The sequence below is a fragment of the Duncaniella dubosii genome (genome assembly GCF_004803915.1).
GTDB classification, from domain to species: Bacteria; Bacteroidota; Bacteroidia; order Bacteroidales; family Muribaculaceae; genus Duncaniella; species Duncaniella dubosii.
In genome coordinates this window covers 732,766-752,691 of the sequence record NZ_CP039396.1, presented here as the reverse complement: position 1 = coordinate 752,691, position 19,926 = coordinate 732,766, and the positions used below count along the sequence as shown (strand labels likewise).

15 protein-coding genes and 2 pseudogenes are annotated in these 19,926 nt (G+C 47.3%); 8 read left to right on the top strand and 9 right to left on the bottom strand.

Annotation, left to right across the window (positions count from 1 at the left end; all coding sequences use genetic code 11):
* The first annotated feature begins 273 nt into the window (after window positions 1-273).
* Window positions 274-1,305 (top strand): TlpA disulfide reductase family protein, encoded by a 1,032-nt coding sequence (locus E7747_RS03305; RefSeq protein ID WP_136414094.1) that lies wholly within the window; start codon window positions 274-276, stop codon window positions 1,303-1,305.
* A 58-nt stretch (window positions 1,306-1,363) separates the two neighbouring features.
* On the opposite strand, the gene E7747_RS03300 is transcribed toward E7747_RS03305, so the two are convergent.
* Both E7747_RS03300 and secD read right to left on the bottom strand, forming a co-directional pair.
* On the bottom strand, window positions 1,364-1,879 hold the full coding sequence (locus tag E7747_RS03300) for a methylated-DNA--[protein]-cysteine S-methyltransferase (RefSeq protein WP_136414092.1): 516 nt from the start codon (window positions 1,877-1,879) through the stop codon (window positions 1,364-1,366).
* A gap of 102 nt (window positions 1,880-1,981) precedes the next feature.
* A pseudogene (gene secD, locus E7747_RS03295) lies at window positions 1,982-4,860 on the bottom strand (protein translocase subunit SecD).
* A 536-nt stretch (window positions 4,861-5,396) separates the two neighbouring features.
* On the opposite strand from secD, the gene E7747_RS03290 reads away from it, so the two are divergent.
* Both E7747_RS03290 and E7747_RS03285 read left to right on the top strand, forming a co-directional pair.
* On the top strand, window positions 5,397-6,305 hold the full coding sequence (locus tag E7747_RS03290; protein WP_136414090.1) for a hypothetical protein: 909 nt from the start codon (window positions 5,397-5,399) through the stop codon (window positions 6,303-6,305).
* Window positions 6,292-7,527: an acyloxyacyl hydrolase gene (locus E7747_RS03285; RefSeq protein WP_136414088.1), complete on the top strand. Its 1,236-nt coding sequence runs from the start codon at window positions 6,292-6,294 to the stop codon at window positions 7,525-7,527. Before E7747_RS03290 ends, E7747_RS03285 begins: the two co-directional genes overlap by 14 nt.
* Before the next feature lie 205 nt (window positions 7,528-7,732).
* On the opposite strand, the gene E7747_RS03280 is transcribed toward E7747_RS03285, so the two are convergent.
* Window positions 7,733-9,178, bottom strand: a complete 1,446-nt coding sequence (locus E7747_RS03280; protein ID WP_136414086.1) for an amidophosphoribosyltransferase — start codon at window positions 9,176-9,178, stop codon at window positions 7,733-7,735.
* Between the two features lie 199 nt (window positions 9,179-9,377).
* Here E7747_RS03280 and E7747_RS03275 point away from each other — a divergent pair, with 199 nt between their 5' ends.
* Entirely contained in the window at window positions 9,378-10,526 is a 1,149-nt protein-coding gene (locus E7747_RS03275) for a PDDEXK nuclease domain-containing protein (protein ID WP_136414084.1), read from the top strand.
* A 46-nt stretch (window positions 10,527-10,572) separates the two neighbouring features.
* Window positions 10,573-11,328: a helix-turn-helix transcriptional regulator gene (locus tag E7747_RS03270; protein WP_136414082.1), complete on the top strand. Its 756-nt coding sequence runs from the start codon at window positions 10,573-10,575 to the stop codon at window positions 11,326-11,328.
* Here E7747_RS03270 and E7747_RS03265 read toward each other — a convergent pair.
* Window positions 11,320-11,859: a hypothetical protein gene (locus E7747_RS03265; RefSeq protein WP_136414080.1), complete on the bottom strand. Its 540-nt coding sequence runs from the start codon at window positions 11,857-11,859 to the stop codon at window positions 11,320-11,322. The genes E7747_RS03270 and E7747_RS03265 overlap by 9 nt on opposite strands.
* A 583-nt stretch (window positions 11,860-12,442) precedes the next feature.
* Between E7747_RS03265 and E7747_RS16465 the strand changes: the two genes are divergently transcribed.
* The 3 genes from E7747_RS16465 to E7747_RS03255 are packed head-to-tail and all read left to right on the top strand — an operon-like array spanning window position 12,443 to window position 14,881.
* A complete protein-coding gene (locus E7747_RS16465; protein WP_168185210.1) occupies window positions 12,443-12,709 on the top strand; it encodes a hypothetical protein in 267 nt (88 codons plus the stop codon).
* The gene (locus E7747_RS03260; protein WP_168185209.1) at window positions 12,706-14,508 is read left to right on the top strand and encodes an outer membrane beta-barrel family protein; all 1,803 of its coding nucleotides are present in this window, start codon (window positions 12,706-12,708) and stop codon (window positions 14,506-14,508) included. The genes E7747_RS16465 and E7747_RS03260 overlap by 4 nt, the downstream gene beginning before the upstream one ends.
* A 1-nt stretch (window position 14,509) precedes the next feature.
* On the top strand, window positions 14,510-14,881 hold the full coding sequence (locus E7747_RS03255; protein ID WP_136414076.1) for a DUF3987 domain-containing protein: 372 nt from the start codon (window positions 14,510-14,512) through the stop codon (window positions 14,879-14,881).
* Between the two features lie 600 nt (window positions 14,882-15,481).
* On the opposite strand, the gene E7747_RS03250 is transcribed toward E7747_RS03255, so the two are convergent.
* The 5 genes and pseudogenes from E7747_RS03250 to E7747_RS03230 all read right to left on the bottom strand — a co-directional run bounded on the left by E7747_RS03250 (window position 15,482) and on the right by E7747_RS03230 (window position 19,909).
* Window positions 15,482-16,750, bottom strand: coding sequence for an ATP-binding protein (locus E7747_RS03250; protein ID WP_136414074.1), 1,269 nt, complete (start codon window positions 16,748-16,750; stop codon window positions 15,482-15,484).
* Window positions 16,751-16,896: 146 nt separating this feature from the next.
* Entirely contained in the window at window positions 16,897-18,144 is a 1,248-nt protein-coding gene (locus tag E7747_RS03245; protein ID WP_136414072.1) for a sigma-54-dependent transcriptional regulator, read from the bottom strand.
* A gap of 473 nt (window positions 18,145-18,617) precedes the next feature.
* The gene (locus E7747_RS03240) at window positions 18,618-19,004 is read right to left on the bottom strand and encodes a helix-turn-helix domain-containing protein (RefSeq protein ID WP_455550229.1); all 387 of its coding nucleotides are present in this window, start codon (window positions 19,002-19,004) and stop codon (window positions 18,618-18,620) included.
* Between the two features lie 18 nt (window positions 19,005-19,022).
* A pseudogene (locus tag E7747_RS16860) lies at window positions 19,023-19,502 on the bottom strand (sigma 54-interacting transcriptional regulator); the annotation flags it as partial.
* Window positions 19,503-19,711: 209 nt separating this feature from the next.
* Window positions 19,712-19,909 carry a PleD family two-component system response regulator gene (locus tag E7747_RS03230; RefSeq protein WP_136414067.1) on the bottom strand — a complete coding sequence of 66 codons (198 nt, stop codon included), beginning with the start codon at window positions 19,907-19,909 and terminating at the stop codon, window positions 19,712-19,714.
* Window positions 19,910-19,926: the final 17 nt, after the last annotated feature.

The window sequence follows — 19,926 nt, the reverse complement described above, 5'->3', positions numbered from 1 at the left end:
GTTGCGGCGTGTTTTGTGAACGATGTTATTTTCCTATAACACTCTATTGATGATTAATGTCGGAGGCGAATATACGATTTTTTTTATTGATATTGATTTTTTTGCTGTTATTTAACAGTTTGGATAATTTTAAGATGTTGGGATAAAAACTTATCTTTGCGCAGTGAAATGTGCCGGCGGCCTGACGGAATCCACCCGTGTCAGACCATGTGGCATGTGTCCTGAATAATGCCTTGAATCTGTAACTCAATAGAATTTATTTACAAACTAAAAATGAAACGATCGTTATTTTATGCAGCCGGCATGCTGATGCTGGCTTCCTGCTCGCAGGACTCGAAATCAAGCTATGTAGTGACTGTCAACACAGACGAGAATCTAAATGACAAGACTGCCTATATCATCGACTTCGATACGGAGGAGAAGCTTGACAGTGCGGTAGTGGCCGGCGGTGTGGCCACATTTACCGGCAAAATCGATGCTCCACGTCTCGTCGCTCTATCGATAGACGGCAAGGGGTTCGGAGACTTCTATCTTGAAGCAGATTCGATTCTCGTTGAGAACGGAGCTGTCGAGGGCGGTGAGCTTAATGCGAAGAATCAGGCTTACTGGACCGAGCGCATGGCTGCCATCGAGGAGTTCCGCAATCTTCCTGACTCAGTGCAGCAGTCGCGCTACGAGGAATTCCAGACCCGCATCAATGACGCGGAAGACAAGCTCAGGGAAGAGAATATGGATAACCCTCTCGGGTATTATTACTTTGTCTACGGTCCCGCCCGCAGGATGAACCTCGCTCAGCTTGACTCGGCTATAGCCGCACATCCGTCGCTTGGCGAATACAAGCGTATCCAGAAGATGCGTCAGGCATTTATCAATCAGGAGGAGACATCTGAAGGCAAGATGTTCAAGGATTTCGAAGTGACCTACAATGACTCCACTTTCCGTCTCAGCGACTATGTGGGCAAAGGCAAATATGTGCTCGTCGATTTCTGGGCCAGCTGGTGCGGTCCGTGCATCCGTCAGACAGCCGTCATCAAGGATCTTTACAAGGAATATGGTCCAAAAGGTCTTGAAGTCATCGGTGTTGCTGTCTGGGATAAGCCTGAGGACACTCTCAAAGGCATAGAGTCTCACGAACTTCCTTGGAAGAACATTCTCAATGCCCAGAGCATCCCGACAGAAATCTATGGCATTCAGGGTATTCCCTGTATCATTCTCTTTGGCCCTGACGGTAAGATCATCAGCCGCGACAAGCAGAACGATGATCTCCGCAATGATGTGGCCAAGGCTATGGAGCCGGCTAAATAACAGGTCTCTTATCAGAAACATCCTTTGTAGAAACAACGCCCGGTCTGAGTGTGGATGCTCAGCCGGGCGTTTTCTGTTCGAGGTCGAGAAGGAACTGTTTGGCGGCGAGACCACCTGCATAGCCGGTCAGAGAGCCACTGCTGCCTATGACTCTGTGACACGGGACGAAGATTGAAATTGCGTTTGCTCCGTTGGCGTTGGCCACGGCTCTCACTGCAGTGGGATTGCCAACGCGCAGTGACAGCGACGAGTATGATTCGGTCGTGGCGTAGGGGATGTCGAGGAGGTGTCGCCACACTTCTTTTTGAAACGGAGTTCCGACAAAGAGCAGAGGGATGTCAAATTCGGTCCGTTTCCCGGAGAAGTAGTCGTCGAGCTGCTTTATGGTTTCTTCAGTACAGGCTGATACACCCGATTCCGTCCCGCAGCCGAGACCTTTGGCAATCCGTATGACGATGTCTGTGTGTCGCTGTCGGGCTGTCCAGTCACAGAGGCAGAGCCTGCCGTCGCAGCTGCCAAGCTCCAGTGTTCCGCATGGCGATTGGTATGATGTCAGATATATTTTTCGGTTCATGGTTTCAGCGGAATATGTTTGAATTGAAAAAACTCACTGTCCGACGGGTAAATCGTCGCGGACAGTGAGTTTTCTGTTTGAGTAATTCGTCAGCGCTGTGCTTTATGCCTTCTTGGCATTGCGGCGGCTGTCGGTGATGTAGGCTACGGGAGCTGCCAGGTAGATTGTGGCGAGTGTGCCGATGATTACACCGAATATCATTGCGAATACGAATGAGCGGATGGCATCACCACCGAGGATGAAGATACAGAGAAGTACAAGGAGGGTTGACGATGAGGTCATGACTGTACGTCCGAGTGTCGAGTTGATTGAAGAGTTGATGGTGGTGAAGAAATTCTGCTTGGGATAGAGACCGACGTTTTCACGCACACGGTCGAAGACTACCACGGTGTCGTTGATCTGATAACCGATAACTGTAAGGATAGCGGCGATAAACGACTGGTCGATTTCCATTGCGAAGGGAAGACGCCCCAGAAGAGCGAGTAGAAACCGATGATGGTGAATGCGGTGAATGCGACAGCTGCGAGTGCGCCGAGCGAGAATGCGATGTTGCGGAAACGGAGCAGGATGTAGAAGAACATGGCGAGGAGCGCGAGGATGACTGCGATATAAGCGTCGGTGCGCATGTCGTTGGCCACGGTCGGACCTACTTTCTGCGATGACATGATGCCGATGTTCTCGTTTGTTGTCGAGAAGTCTTCGATGCTCATGCCGTTGAGTTCGTTCTGGAGACCCTTGTAGAGAATCTGGGTGATTTCGTTGTCGATGCCTTCCTCGTCAGAGTCGATCTTGTAGTTGGTCGAGATGCGGACCTTGGTGTCGTCGTCGATGGTGATGACGCTGAGCTGAGCACCGTCGAAGAGAGGTGCGAGTTGAGCCTGCAGTTCGTGGGTCTTGACGGGATGGTCAAACTGAACCACGTAGTTGCGTCCACCGGAGAAGTCGATGCCCTGATTGAGACCGCGGGCGAAGAGGGAGATGATAACCACGAGAACCACAGCGCCTACGATGCCGAAGCTGACCTTGCGGGCACCGAGGAAGTTGAAGTTCGTGTTAGAGAACATCTTCGATGAAATAGCGGTGGTGAAGGTGAGTTTCTCGAAGGGCTTGGTCTTGGCACACATTATATAGATAAGGCGTGTCAGATAAACCGCAGTGAAGAACGAACAGATGATACCGATGATGAGGGTAGTGGCGAAGCCCTTGATAGGACCTGTACCGAAGAGGAGGAGGATCACACCGGTGATGATAGAGGTAAGGTTTGAGTCAAAGATGGCAGAGAATGCGTTGGCATAACCGTCGGCGATTGCTGTGCGGATGCTCTTGCCGGCTCGGAGTTCTTCTTTGGTACGCTCATAGATGAGCACGTTGGCATCGACAGCCATACCGAGCGCGAGCACGATACCGGCGATACCCGAAAGGGTAAGCACAGCCTGGAAGGATGCGAGGATACCGAATGTGAAGAAGATGTTGAATATAAGCGCGATGTTGGCGATGATGCCGGGGATGAAGCCATAGAAGAGGCACATGAAAATCATGAGCAGAACGATGGCCACAACGAACGACCACATACCCTGCTGGATGGCCTGTTCACCGAGTGACGGACCGATTACAGTGTCGGAGATGATGTCGACCTTGGCTGCCATCTTACCGCTCTTGAGCACGTTGGCAAGGTCCTTTGCCTCGTCGGTGGTGAAGTTGCCTGTGATCTGTGAACGTCCGCCTTCAATCACCGAGTTTACGTTAGGAGCTGAGTAGACCTGATTGTCAAGCACGATTGCCACCTGCTTGTTGAGGTTGGCTGCAGTGATGCGTGCCCACTGGCGTGCGGCTTCGGGCTTCATGTTCATCGACACGTAGTTGCCGCCCTGCATTGCGTCATAGTCGCTTGTTGCGGCAGTGATTACGTCACCGCTGAGTGCGGGCTTGCCGTTAGAGGTCTTAAGAGCCACGAGCTGGTAGATGTTGACATTGCGCTTGCCGCGAACTGAGTCGTCGATCTGTACGACCTGAGGTTTGAATTCCCATGCAAGCTTGATGTTTGCGGGGAGAATTCCTTTTGCAACAGGCGATGCGAGTATGGCATCGATGGTGTCGCGGGCGGTGTCGAGCGCTGATCCGACGGTGATTGTCGGGCCGCCTACCTGAAGGAAGTAGTCGAAGAGACCCTTGCCGTTGCCGGTGGTGTCGTTGCGGAGAGCGTTGTCAATGTTCTGGAGCATCGGGGCGATGTCGGCGAACTGGGCTGTCTCGTAGAATTCGAGGTTGGCGCTTGATTTGAGAAGCTCACGCACACGGTCGTGTTCTTTCACACCGGGGAGTTCGAGAAGAATCTGGCCGTCCTTTTCAAGTTCCTGAATGTTGGGAGCCACGACACCGAACTGGTCGATACGGGTGCGGAGAACGTTGGTCGAGCTGCTTACGCGGTCCTTCACTTCCTGACGGAGTGAGTTTTTGATAGCGTCGAAGCTGTCGCCGCGCTTAACCTGATCCTTGAATACAACTGAAAGGTCGCCCTGCGGATCGAGCTTGCGGTATTCGTTGCAGAACACGTCGATGAAATCGTTGCTCTTGTTGGCGCGTGTGATCGAATCGGCGCTTTCTACGGCACGCTCGAAGTAGGGGTTGCCCTCTGCGTTGGCCATTGAGCGAAGGATGTCGGGGACTGAAACCTGAAGGGTGACGTTCATACCCCCTTTGAGGTCAAGACCGAGGCCTACGCCGAGTTTCTGTACTTCGTTAAAAGTATAGCCTAAATAAACTTTTTCGTTTGCGATGTTCTTGATGTACTCGCTGTAGGCTTTACGTTTAGTTTCAGGGCTGTTGTTGTCCTTGGCCGCTTCGATGGCTGCATATTCCGACGCTTTCTTCTCATAGTGATTGGTCACCAGCGAGAATGAAAGGTAGAACAGGCAGATAAGCACCATGAAGATGGCAATCACGCCTGCAACAACACTACCCAAAGATCCTTTGCTTTGCATGTGGTTGAGTGATGTATTAAAAAATAGTTAGTTAATGATTTTTATTGATCGGTTTTCATGGAATAAGGGGGAAGCCCCCTAATTTCAGCTTGCAAATATACGAATTTTCTTTTAATTAGAGCCATTGGTGTGGACTTTTTGCCTCTTTTTTGGCCGGAGAGGGTGTCGGGGATATATATTTAAGATTAAATAAGATAAAATTGTGTGATAAAATACTGTATATACAGTTTATTTAGTTACCTTTGCGGGGCATCCGGTCTTGGATTGGCCACGGGCACAAGGCCGGTTATTATGAAAACACAGCAGATATTGCTTATGAACACATTATGCACAAACTTTCTCATTCTTGTCTCAGCCTTATTGCTTACAGGGTGTAACGACGGGATATTTGTCAGTGATGTCCCTTCGCCTTCGGAAAGTCAGCTTGACATTCCAGACGGCGGGGAGGCTATGTTTACATTTCCTACGAAATATCTTGACCATATCAGTGTGATGTTGCCTGAAACTGGAGGGCAGATGCTTTTACTCCTGACGGGATGTGGGATGAACTTGACGAGCCTTACCCGATTTATACCGTATATGACCACAATTTCACAGGAGAGTGGTTTGATGATGCAGGAGCTGTCGACTCAGAGAACTGGGGTGACGGCTACTATGCGTCGTTTTATGACGTGAGGGGTGGAACTCCGGAAAATGTGAGGCGCATGACACTCAAGAATGCCTTGACGGAGTTTGAGCTGGCATGGGTCGGCCCGGGACAGATTGCAGTAAAGGCGATAAAGAATCTGACCGGCCATACGATCGAGGGGAGCATATCGCTCGGTTATTCGTTCAAGAGTGAGAGTGTCGGTTTCAGACTCGCCCCGTCACTGAAGGCTGATGACCGCTATGAGGTGACCGGTATCAGATATGACGAGGACGAAGAAATCAGAAGCCTCTATGTAAAAGATTCGATTTCAGTTGATTTTGATAATCAGAGGGCGGACACGGTGGTGTATAGGTTTCCAATCGCAGATTTTTGCCGTGTGTATGTCGACTACAGTATCAATCCGGACCTTAAGGTGAGGTTTGACGATACTGCCGGATTTCCTGATGTGGAGATTCCGACTTTCAGATATCAGCCGGAAGGGGGATGGATCAGAGGCCAACTCTGGGGCGAGAAAGTCCCGTTTTCATTTGGCGAGCAGGTGTCAGTGCCCGCTTTTGACAGTGCTCTGTGGTATGAAGGTACGTTTGACAGGGCGTATGTCATTACTCTGCCTCCTCACACATGTTTCAGAGGCGTGTTTATTGTCGAACGTCTCGACATCGCTACAATAGCCAATCTGAGGATAAGAAACAGAGCCGATGGCAGAGAAATGGAGATACCCGTAAAGGTCAGGGTGAACCAGCCCTACGATTTCAGAATGAAATATGATAAATTCAGTCTTGATGAAAAGATATAGAAACGTTAAGATCAGTCGGCTTGTGAGGCTGGTGCGCCGTGTGCTGACGGCAGTGGCGATGCTGTGTGCAGTTGATGCCGTGGCAGAAACCACGCAGACAGATACGTGTGGTCGCGGTAGTCAGATCATACATCATATTGGTGTGGATGTGCGCGGAGCGTATGTCGCGCCCGCGCGGGACGCTGTCAAAAGAACTTATATAGGCTCGCCGGAAAAGGACGCTGCAATGTCGTGGCATCTAAAATATTCGTTCGGCTATTCGGAGACCACGCGCACAGGCCGTCTCTATCCCGGGGCTTATCAGGGCATCGGTGTCGGGTCTACGACGTTTTTTGCCAATAATCTGACCGGCATGCCTGTCACGGCCTATCTGTTTCAGGGTGCGCCGATTGTCAGACTTGCAAAGGGGCTGACGTTTGACTACGAGTGGAATTTCGGCGCATCGTTCGGATGGAAGAAGTATAACGAGGACAGTAATCCGATCAATGTGATTGTCGGGTCGCCTATCAACGCATATATCAATCTCGGATTCATGCTGAGCTACCGTCTGGATGCCAAGTGGAATCTGACGGCCGGAATTGACCTGACGCATTATTCAAACGGTAACACGGCGCTGCCTAATCCGGGTGTCAATACGCTTGGCGGAAGGGTAGGGGTGACGTATACGCTCAACGGCGACAGGAGGACCGGCGCGCTTGCCGACAATTTCGAAATAGAGCCGATGAAGCCACATCTGAGCTATGATCTGGTTATCTACGGAGCTGTGCGGAAAAAAGTGGCCGACCTGAACGGGCCTGAGGAACTGCCGGGTCATTTCGGTATCGCGGGCCTTAATTTCGCTCCGATGTATAATTTCAACCGTTTTTTGCGGGCTGGAGTGTCGCTCGATGTGCAATATGACGAGAGTTCGGATATAAGGAGCTATTGGATCGAAGGGACTTACGGGGACGAGGTGAAATTCTATCGTCCGCCGTTTTTCCATCAGGTTTCGTGGGGGCTTTCGGCTCGCGGAGAGCTTGTGATGCCTATTTTCTCGATTAATGCCGGTATGGGCTACAATCTGTTTGGCAACACGGATGCCAAGAATTTCTATCAGGTGCTGGCTCTGAAAATACATCTCGCACGGAGTTTCTTTCTTCATGTCGGCTATCAGCTCAATAGTTTCAAGAATCCCAATAACCTGATGATAGGTGTGGGCTACCGTTTCCATGACCGCCGGTAATGGCAGGTGGATTCAAGAAATTACAGGCTTCAAAGAAGGGTAGGGAAATAAAAAAATAACAGATTTTTATTACCTGTCATCCGTGAAAGCCGAAAGGCGTACTGCCAATCAATCTTTCGTTGTTCGGATGTCTCGAATAAGAATCTGTTATTTTTTGTTGTTTTATGAATTTCAGTGTCTCAGTTGCCCTGATGACTTGGCCGGCTTATTTTTCGTCCGGATGGTCTTCACGCCAAGCCTCGTCGGGGTGGCAGCCTGAACCGTCGAAACAGTGGGTGCACAGGCGGCACTTGGGGAGACCGATGCTGTCGATGAGATTTTCAATCTTGCTGAACTGGAGGGTTGTGAGTTCGAGCTGACGGGCAATCTCGTTGACCATGCGGTTGTATTCCGGCGTTCCTGTTGTGGCATATACATCGAGTTTTGCTTTGTCGTCGCCCTCGAAATCCTTGATGATACGGCGAGTGATAAGTTCGAGATCGCTTTTCGATGCAGTGAAGCCGATGAACGGACATCCGTAGACCAACGGTGGACATGAAATGCGGGCATGGACTTCCTTGACACCGCATTCGAAGAATGTGCGCACGTTGTCGCGTAGCTGAGTGCCTCGGACAATTGAGTCGTCGCAGAAGACCACGCGCTGGCCGTCGAGAATCGCACGGTTGGGGATGAGTTTCATTTTTGCAACGAGGTCGCGGCGCGACTGGTGGCCCGGTGTAAAGCTGCGCGGCCATGTCGGGGTGTATTTCAGCACGGCGCGACGGTAGGGGATGCCGCGTCCTTCGGCATAGCCGAGTGCATGGCCTACGCCTGAGTCGGGGATGCCGCATACGCAGTCGGCTTCAGTGGGGTCTTCCTCTCCCATTTTCCGGCCGCCGTTCTCGCGTGTGTATTCGACGTTGATTCCGTCGTAGTCGCTTGCGGGGAAGCCGTAGTAGACCCATAGGAACGAACAGATCTGTTCGCGTCGCGCAGGGGCTTGGAGCACTTCCATGCTGTCGGGGCGCAGTCTGACGATTTCGCCCGGACCTACGTCGCGGACAGTGGTGTAGCCGAGGTTGGGGAATGCGGAAGTCTCGCTTGCGGCCGCGTAGGCTCCGTCTTTCTTGCCGATGACAATCGGGGTTCGTCCGAGGTAGTCACGGGCACATATAATGCCGTCCTCGGTGAGAATGAGCATCGAGCAAGAGCCTTTTACTTTTTTGTAGACGAGATTGATTCCGTCAACAAAATCCTTTCCCATGTTGATGAGCAGTGCGACAAGCTCGGTCTGGTTGATGTTGTTGGCCGAAAGTTCGCTGAAGTGCATGCGTTCGGCAAGCAGTTCGGATGCGATGTCGCGGATGTTGTTGATTTTAGCAACTGTCACTACAGCGTAACGCCCCAAGTGAGAATTGACGATTATCGGCTGAGGGTCGGTGTCGCTGATGACTCCGAGTCCCTGATTGCCGACGAAGCGGTCGAGCTCGTCTTCAAATTTAGAGCGGAAATAATCGCGTTCGAGACTGTGGATTGTGCGGTTGAAACCGGATTCGGGGTCAAAAGTTACCATTCCCGCACGTTTGGTTCCGAGGTGAGAGTGGTAGTCTGTGCCGTAAAACAGATCGTTGACACAGGGTTTGGTCGAAATAGAGCCGAAGAAACCTCCCATGGTGGATTATCCTTAATGATTGGTGCTTTGAAAAATGAAAGTGCAAAGGTAAGCAAAAATCTCAACGTGGCGCAATTGGGAAATGTTAAAATTGAAATGTACTTATTTGAAGGCATTTTCGCGGGTAATTTGGGCCGACAAAGGATAGGTGTATTTGTCGTTATTCATTTCTATTCCGAATTATTCGTAACTTTGCAAAATGAAATCCGAACTGAAGGAATATGACAATATCGACGCTGATGATGCTCAATTCATCAGCGATATAAAGGCGATAGTATATACCGCCAAACAAAAGGCATATCAGGCCGCTGACTTATACCAAGTAGTCAGCAACTGGCTTGTCAGCAGACGCATTGTTGAACAAGAGCAACATGGACAGGAAAGGGCTCAATACGGGAAGCACATTGTTGAGCTTGCTTCCGAGGCTCTAACGGCAGAGTTCGGAAAGGGATATTCTGTTGTAAATATAAAGAGTTTCAGAAAGTTCTATCTGACATTCAATAACTTGCTAATTGGGCAGACGGTGTCTGACCAATCCGAAAACGGCCTTACCATAAAAGGGCAGTCAGTGTCTGCCGAATTGGAGTTGGCAAAAATACTCCCCTCCAATTTGTCTTGGTCACATTATGAACGGCTGATGAGAATCAAGAATGAAGATGAACGTGATTGGTATATGAGGGAAGCTGCCGGAGAGAGCTGGAGTGTCCGTACACTCAACCGTAACATAGGCTCTCAATATTATCATCGTCTGCTTCAGACACCGGAATCAAAGCGTGGTGAAGTCGTCGATGAGATGAAACGGCTTACCGCAGACTATCAGAAAGACCGACATAAATTCCTGCGAAATCCGGTCGTGGCAGAGTTTTTGGGCTTTTCACAAGATGCAGCATACTCTGAAACCAATCTTGAATCTGCGATTATCGACCATCTCCAGAAGTTTATCCTCGAACTTGGCAAAGGGTTTGCTTTTGTCGCGCGTCAGCAGAGGATAAAGACTGACATGGGCGAGTATTACATTGGCCTTGTGTTTTACAACTATATTCTTAAATGCTTTCTGCTCATGGACTTAAAAAGCTCTCAAATATCCTACGAGGATGTGGGGCAAATGGATATGTATATCCGTATGTACGATGAGTTGAAATGCTCGGAAGGCGATAATCCTACAATCGGATTGCTCCTTTGCTCGGAAACAAGCAAAGACTTAGCACGATATTCAATTCTCAAGGACAGCAAACAACTCTACGCTGCCAAATATCTGACATATCTCCCGACAAAGGAAGAATTATCCGCAGAAATTGAGCATCAGAAAGAGATTTTCGCCCTGCAAACGGGCAAGAATCAAGATTAAGCCTTTGCATTTTCTGCATTATACGCATTTTGAGAATTGTAGGCATATGAAAACGACAGACGATTTCTTCATACCTGATAATGAGGTCAAGCTCCCGGAGGAACTTGATTACAGCCAGGTGGATGAATATATCCGCTCGGCAGAGGCTTTTTCCCGCTCCACATATCAGAGCGTCTATATCATCGACTATTTTAAGCAGAATTTTCTGTACGTATCGCCAAATCCGATGTTCCTGTGCGGATTGACACCTGAACAGATGATGAAACTGGGCTACCGTTTCTATCTGGGATATGTGCCGGAAGATGAACAGCAGTTTTTAATTGATTTAAATGAGGCGGGATTTTCATTCCATCAAACAATTCCTGTCAATGAGCGGAAAGACTGGTACATTTCTTACGACTTTCATATACTGAACGGTGGCAAGAAGATTCTCGTAAATCACAAACTGACCCCTCTTGCCTTAACCTCTGACGGTCGTATATGGCTTGCTCTATGCGTTGTGTCAGCATCTACCCACACATTTCCCGGTCATATTGAGATGCACCGTGTAGGTTCTTCGGAATATTTTGAATATAACCAAAACACCCGCAGATGGGACAAACGGCAGATGCCGACTCTTACAGACGGGGAAAAGGCTGTGCTCACTCTCTCGATTCAAGGCTACACCATGTCGGAGATTGCCGACAGAATATGTCTGTCGCCCGACACCATCAAGAAATACCGTCAGCGCATATTCGAGAAACTTGATGTACGCAATATCTCCGAAGCCATAGGTGCCGCTACAAACAACAAGTTACTCTAAATTCTTGCACAGATAAAATCGGGGGAAATGTTTTACCTCGCGCCCGACAGCGATGTTGGCTGTTATCCGTGCACATATATGTGCTGCGGTTTTTAGTGCCGCATGGCGCGTCAAGCCGTTTCTAATGTCGGGTAATGAATCACGCAACCACTCGCAGCCCACTACATTCCAAAATGCGCAGTATCCCGCCATATAGTTAGCGGCCCACAGTCTGAGGTCAGGTTTATCCAATATGTCTTTGTCATCGTCAGGCATTACTATAATAGCCCCCGCTCCATTTACAAAGTCGAATGGCAGGATTATAGGTATAGTCACATCTTTTGAAAAACAAGAACTGCCTTCATTGACATTCTCGGCAATAACATCAACATTACTCGGCATAGGCATTTTATCAAAGCGAGATGTTATTTGAATGGACTCAAAGCCCAACTGTTTGAGTTCGGCTTTGATTTTGTCTATAAATTCTATCGCCCCTATTACCGCTATTCGGCAGTCTTTAATAAGGCGTTTTTCTTCACTTGTCATATTCATAATTGATTTTACACTGCAAAATTAGGACTATCCCCCCTGCTGTGCCATACCCAAAAGTGTATGTTTTCATCTCCAACCGCATTTGTACACTTTTGGGTATGGCAAGGAATTTTTAACGGTCGTAACTTTGCACTAAAATAATTGAAAACTTTGTCATGGTAAGCAACATCGCAAATCGCAACGTCTCTCTTATATTTGCAATTTCTTCATTTGTAGGCCTTTTATATTGTATATACAGTGTAATTTTCCACGGCTCAAAATGGATCGGTCTTTGTCCTATTGTGATTTCAACATGTATATTCACGAAATTTTATTTAACTTACCGAAGAGAGATTAAAAGAGGCAACATTTATGGTAAAGTTAATCCTTTTAGGTAAAATACTGTATTCTGCAAGCAAAATGGAGTGAAACTCAATTGTATGTAGACATATTATGTTTACCTAAATCCGCTCTTCATTATAGTACTGTGCCATACCCAAAAGTGTATGTTTTCACCTCCAACCGCATTTGTACACTTTTGGGTATGGTAAGGAATTTTAATCAGCTATACCTTTGCATTGTGAAAATTCAAAACACCAATGATATGAAGCATTTATTTATCGCACTAATGGCAGCAGCATGCATATTGCCTACACATGCTCAAAAGGAGCAACAGCTTCAAGAGGTGACTGTGGTTGCCTCGCGCACAACAAACAATGCCGAAGGCTACACCACCAATCTTCGGGGTACGGACATCGCAAAGGGAAGCCCGCTGTTGATGTACTGGGATTTCTTCCAAACATATCCCGAGAGAATGGCAACTTCAAAATCAACGGCCTCTCCGCAAGCGAGATTTATGTTGACGGCGTGAAGCTCTCAGACCTTTCGGAACTGAACAATATTCCGGGTGAGATGATAGACAAAGTTCAGGTCAAATATCTTGCCGGAGCGGACCAGAACGCCTCGCTCAGCGGAGGTACAATAATGATCACGCTCCGCCGTCCTCCGGAGGGTGGTTATTATGGCAGTATCTCTGCAAATGCCGATTGGTACAGAAGCTGTGGGTTCGGAAACGAAGGAATCAGTGGCATGATAAACTACCGATATAAGGGGTTAAGCGTGTATGACAACCTTTATGCCGGGGCAACCAAGGTTAAGGACAATTCAGAACAGACAATGACGGGTGACAACCTTCATACATTTCTCACAGAGTCATCCAAATTTCACGGCTTCGATTTCAGAAACCGTCTTAGCCTCACGCAGCAGTTCAACTCAGGTGCTCAACTCGGAGGCAGCTATCTGGTATCTTTGTATCGTCCGCATCCTTCATCTGTATCAGACAATGAAAGTCTGACTTCATCAGTCAGCAGTCGCAAAAATATTGTACTACAGGAAGGGACTCTTCGATTCTTACAACCGCTTCCCTCTCGTGGCTCTCGTATGGAGCTTACAGCCGATTACCTGAATCGCCACAGCCGGAACAACAGCAGCTATTTCATGAATTCTGAGAAGACTGCCGTCATAGAAGAAACCGACAACCTCAATCTCTGGAAGTTCAAGGCCGATTTCATCTATCCCTACAGTCGTACGCTCGTATGGAAATTCGGAGCTTCAGCGCAATTGATATCCTCAAAATACACTCCGACCGATATCGTTGAAAGTGACCGTTTTGAGACAAGCGACATTCCAACCAAGACAACCGGATTCACATCTATAGTCTATGCCTCGGCACAAGGAAGGGTTTGGAAACTCAAATACAGCGCTGGTGTCAATTGGCAGCTTAATCGCATTTCCTACGAAGACTGTTCCGTCGACAAAAAAAATACAAATACCCAATGGTCGATAAATCCGACCGTACAGGTAATGATGCCTTTCGGCTCTAAAATGAACCATGCTCTTATGCTCAGTTATAAGCGGACTCTCAGCGATATCCCATACACAGCCATATCATCGATAATCAACTGGAGCGACACTTACAATTATACCGTGGGCAATCCTGATTTGAAAGCACAATCAGCCGACATAGTAATGGCCGGATTATCTCTGCTCCGAAATAAAATTAATCTGACAGCTCTTTACGCACATTCTCACGACCGAATCTATTGGCAAACATTCCAGAACAAGGTGACTCCCGATGTGTTCTATACCAAGCCGGTGAATATCAACGGACAAGGCGTTTGGGGATTCGGTGCGGAATGGATGGAATCACCAACTAAATGGTGGCGTTTCAAACTTTCCGGGAGAATTGAAATCACTCCCGAGAACACAACGCTTGACGGAATACATTATAACAAGACCCGTTTCAAGGAATATTTCTATTTCAACAATAATTTCCGATTCGGTCACGGCTGGGGCGGTATGCTAAACGTCAACTTCGAGCCAACCTATCGCACTCTCGACCGCACATACCATGCTGTTTACAATGTGAACGGGCAGATTTACAAGACAATTCTTGGCGATAATCTTCAAGTCGCATTGGACTTTACCCCATTAGGCAACCGTCGCAAGCTCGACCGACAAGCCGGAGCGAACAAGGTGTCATATAAGTACACCACCCCCGTACAATATGTCGGATTCTCGCTTACATGGAACTTCTCCGGAGGTAAGAAGGTGGATGTAAACGTAGTGGACGGTATTCAGGATTATCACGAAACAAAAGACAACAGATGATATGAAAGCAATACTTCTAACAATATTAGCAATCATAGCGGTAAGCCTCTTCTCCTGCAGGCACACAGAATCGGATTACGAAACTGAACAGGCTGAATTTCAGAAAGAGCAAATGGAATTAGCCGAGGAACAGGCAGAACTGGAAACGGAGCAAGGAGAGCTTCGCCGAGAGTATGCCGAGATGAAGAAGGAATATCTCCGCGAAAAGGCTGAATTTCAAAAAGAGCAAAAGGCACTTCGCAAAAGTGTAAAGAAAGAAAATCCTGCAAAATCAGTAAAGCGAGATACTACTATACACCAACTGACAGATACCGAAATATCAGAACTCACTGATAAGGTTAAATCGGCAGGTCTATGGCCAACCGATAAGTAAAAACAGCTTAATCATACATAGACAAAGACAGGCAGCCCCGGCAGTGATTGTCGGGGTTGCCTGTCTTCGAGTTATCACGAATTATTCATATCCATCTGGTAATGGAGGCTTGGCATATTCGGGTATATGGGGATTTGTCCGCATATCCTTTATTGCTTGGACTTCGCCGGGCGTCAAGCGGGAATGTTGCTCATGTGGCAGAGGCTTCGGTTTTGTTTCTGCCTTTGGCTTTGATTGCTCCCAGAATAATCAACTATGAGTGAAATCGCTCACAATTGTGACCACTCACACATCACTCACAGCCGACCGTAATATTTTTCAGTGTTCCTCGATTTGGGCAAAAAAGAAAAACGCTGAAAATCAAGTGATTTGCAGTGTTTTGCAGCGTTTTGCCGCTTTGCTTTGTGACCCCGGAGAAACCGAGGTTTATCGTTGTAACTAAGTAGTATTCAGAATATTGTAATGCCACGCTTCCCGTTGTTCACGAATTGCACACGGCATTATTTCAATGTTCTTACCCATTATTCCATTAGGGCAATACAAATTTACTGCTTTTTAGGCGTTATTCCTAATTCTGCCTATTAAAATTTGTTGACTGTATTATAGCCATTCATCTTTCAACAGGAAATCAAATAAGCCTGTGAAGTATATACCGTTGTCATCGGTATAAGGCATTATCTCGTCGCCGACAACCACAATCTTCTTGAATGAGTCGGATATTTTCAGGAGAGATGCGAGCTCCTGCTCCCGCTTTTCTTCGGACGGAATCGAGTAAGCAGACTGAATATAATACTTCCGGCTTCCTTTGTTAGCGATGAAGTCTATCTCTCGCTGTGAATATGACATTTTGCCGTCTTTCATTTCACGACTTTCCACTATGCCCACATCTACAAGATAACCGAGAACACGCAGATGATTATATAGAACATTCTCCATTATATGTGTCGGCTCCTGCTGACGAAAATTCAACCTCGCGTTTCTAAGACCGATATCGATGCAGTAGTATTTCTTATTGGTTTCATAATAACGCCTGCCCTTGACATCGTATCTCTCCGCGCTTTCAAACAGGAAGGCATTTTCAAGATAGTCAATATAAGACGATACTGTTTTGGAATCAATCTTCATCTTTTGCACCGATTCGAGGGTATTGGCTATGCGTGCCGGATTGGTAAGCGAGCCAATGGAACTACATAACGAGGTGGCAAGTCGAGAAACGGCAAGTTCATTTCTTACTTTGTTTCTCTCTACCACATCATCGATATAAGTCTTATCCCACAAGTTCTGAAGATAGTTTATTTTCTGCTCATCATCAGTGTAGTGGATAAGACGAGGCATTCCGCCAAAAGTTGAGTACACTTTCCATGCTTCACGAACGTCATAGTGTAACGCCCGATAAAACTCCCTGAATGACAAAGGGAACACCCTGATTTCATCACCCCTGCCACGGAATATAGTCCGTATGTCTTTTGACAGAAAACGGGAGTTGCTGCCGGTCACATAAACATCTATATTGTCATGACCGTTAAGACCGTTTACAAGTCGCTCAAAATTTTCAAGTTCTTGTATCTCGTCAAGAAAGATATAGTAGTTCTCGGTATCGCTCTTTATCTGTGAGTAGATATGATTCTTTACAGCCTTTGGATCAAGAATGTCGAAATCATATTTGTCGTCATCCTTGTCAAAGTCCAAAGCAATGATATTTTCAGAGGGTACTCCTTGAGCGGTGAGATAATCCCGGTATATATGACTTAATAGCCAAGATTTGCCACACCGGCGGGGGCCGGTTATAATTTTTACTTCGCCATTGTCTTTTCTGATAATCAGCTTTTTGAGATAAGAATCTCTTTGTATGTATTTGTCGTGATTCATTCCTATTCCGAATTTACTGCAAATTTACAACATTTTCGAAATACAGCCAAATACGATATTACTGTACGACGGCAATTTGCTTTTCCAAGCCATGATTATGAACGAGTTGATGGATATTTCCCTCAAAATATATAAGTCCGGCTGCTTTATTTTAGTCCGTACTTTTTCCTTTTCACCAAAAGGGTTCTGAGTGATATGCCGAGGAGATTGGCTGCTTGGGTGAGATTGCCGTTGGCATGGACTATGGCGGATGTGATTTTGCTTTTTTCATCGTCTTTTTTTAGTTTGAACTGAATATGTGCGCCGGTATTGGGCGTGTCGAAGTCCAGCTCTTTCGAGGTGATGATTTCTCCGCGTGATTTCAGTACGGCGACACGGACAACGTGTTTCAGTTCCCGGATATTTCCCGACCATGAATGTACACGCATCTCCTTTTGTGCCGAAGCGTCGAAACGCTTTACCTGTTTGTGAAATTCTTGGTTATAATGCCGGAGGTAAAAATCGGCGAGCAGCATGATGTCGTCCTGACAATCCCGGAGAGGAGGTAAGGCAATTGTAAACTCTTTGATTTTATAGAATAACGCCGAGAGAAAGCCGCCCTCAATCACCATCTCTGAAATATCGGGAGAGGCGGTAGCGATTATGCGCGGAGGCTGTTTACAGTTGGCAATGACATGGAGCATTATGGACTGCATATCCGTCGAGAGTTGCTGAATATTGTCGAGTATCACTGTACTACCCTGAGCTTTACGGAATTGTGATGCAACGGCATCCAATAGCGTAGGCTGTTGTTTCGTGTTGTTGTTCAACGCAAGATAATGGAGCGTACCGCAGTCCATCAACACGCACGGTCTGTCGCACTGCTGGCTCATATCGTAAATTTCATGTGCCAGAGGCTCTTTCCCGACACCGCTTTCACCGATTATCATCACATTAAGATTGGTGGGTGCGACAACATGGGCTGCACTGTAAGCCCGCAGATATCCGTCGCTTTTTCGGGAGAACAACAACTGGAAATTGTCATCATCATCTCTGCCGATTAATGTCTTGATTTTCGGTATAAGCAGTTCGCGGATAAGACGCTTGTTGATGTAGTCCTTTGCCCCTGGACGGAACGACGTAACGGCATCCGCAACAGTTTCAACATCGGTAATAACGAATACATTACATCCGATATTCTTATGGTCAAGCCACTCCATCAATTCTACTGCGTTACCGTCTGCCAGTTTGAAATCGCAGATTACAATATCGCCTGTCTTGAATTTCGTCAGCAGTTCTTTGGCTGAGCAGATACGCAAAGTCTGAATTATGTCGGCTCCGAAGCCGGATAAGAGGCGTTTTATCTCATTGGAATCGGATACGTTATCATCACTTATGATTATTTGTCGTGCCATTTTCGGTTATATTTTGAATGAATTGCCGGAGTCAGTCCGTGCAATATTATAACCGAATGTTTACTTTTAATGGATGATTTTGAATAAAATAAATTTGTAATACGCTTGCAGATAATGGAATATGCTGACAGTATTAGCAGCGGATCAAAATATAAGGTTGTAGAAACAATAGATACCTGTCGGATTTTTCTACAAATTAGGAGTAATCTTATTGCCCGACATAAATAAAAAGCGCGCCGAACACGCTTATTGGTAAGGTATCTGGTAAGACCTCTATTAGAAACGTGACGGCACGCTATGCAGGTGCATAGCATAATCATCACGCATTCAATCTAATAGTCAAAAATTTACCAGATTTTATCCAATCTTAAATGCGGTGTTATGTAGTATGTTCAAACCGTCCGACTCTTCGAACGCGATTATGTCTATTTCAAGTGCAAAGTTAGCAATTTTCAGCGAGATTTGCCATCCCTTTACGTCAGCTCGTATTGACGCATCTTGACATAGAGTGTGCTTCGGTCGATTTTCAACAGTTTGGCAGCCATTGTCTTGTTGCCATTTACTTGTCTCAATGCAGCTATTATTTTGGCTTTTTCAACTGCCGGATCTTGCAACTCATATCCGTTGTCGGCATCAGGCTCCGACTGGCTGAAATTGAGGTCGGCTGCCGATATTACATCGGTTTTTGAATGGAAGGCGGCATAAAGTACGGTATCTTTAAGTTCCCTTACATTGCCGGGCCACGGGTGCAGCTTCAACGCTTTGACTGCCGAGGCATCGAGTTTTTTCCTGTGCTGTTCTCTGCTGTGGGCAAAACGTGTCAGGAAATAGTCTGACAACGGCACGATGTCTTCGGTCACCTCCCGTAATGGCGGCACCGTGATGTCAACCGGTCGTAGAGTATAGAACAGATTTGGGCGAAACGTCTTTTCAGACACCATACGACGCAGGTCGGGGTCTGCGGTGCATATAACCCTCACATTCGGATGCTCGTTTTCAAGTATGTGAAGAAGCACCGATTGTTTCTCGAAGTTCAACAACTGCACGTTCTTGATGATGATTGTACCGCCGTCAGCCTTTTTGAATTATCCTTCCATCCGGTTTAGCACTTCGCTACGCAGATTTGCAGGGTCGTGGTTGCCAACCAGAGCCGCGCCGCCGGCTTCTATGACGTTGCATGGCTTTTGTGACCGCGAACTGAGCCTGTAAATCTCTTTTGCGATCTGCTCTTTTCCTGAGCCGCATTCGCCGAAGATGACGGCATTGACGTCCGTCGTGGCAATATTTCTTATTGCCCGCTCAATCCTGGCAAATGCCTCGCTTTGGCGTGGGATAAGCTCGTCAGGGAGCAGGAGCATTGTTCTGGCCGGTCTTGCATACCTGCCCACTGTTTCGACAAGCTGCTTGTCCATTGCCGGACGCTGAATGATGTTGACGGCACCTCCGTCTTTCATCACATCGGCAATATCCAACGGGTTGAGATTGTCCACTATGGCGACTACAGGAAATCCGTATCCCTCAGTCTTCTGCCAGTTGATTAACTCCTGTGCTGTGCCACGGACGAATGTCATCGCCGCAACGATAACTGCGCCCGGTGGCAGTTTCTCTCTACGCTTCGCTGAGAGCGCCAAGGCGATAACGCCACCTCGTCCTTTGCTGCCTCGATTGCCTCGACGGCAATCGGCTCATAGCCGGACTTGACAAGCAAGCCCGAAATAAGCCGACGGTCTGATTCGGAGGCATCTACAATGAGGATCCTGTTCATGTTACGTTGATTTTAGT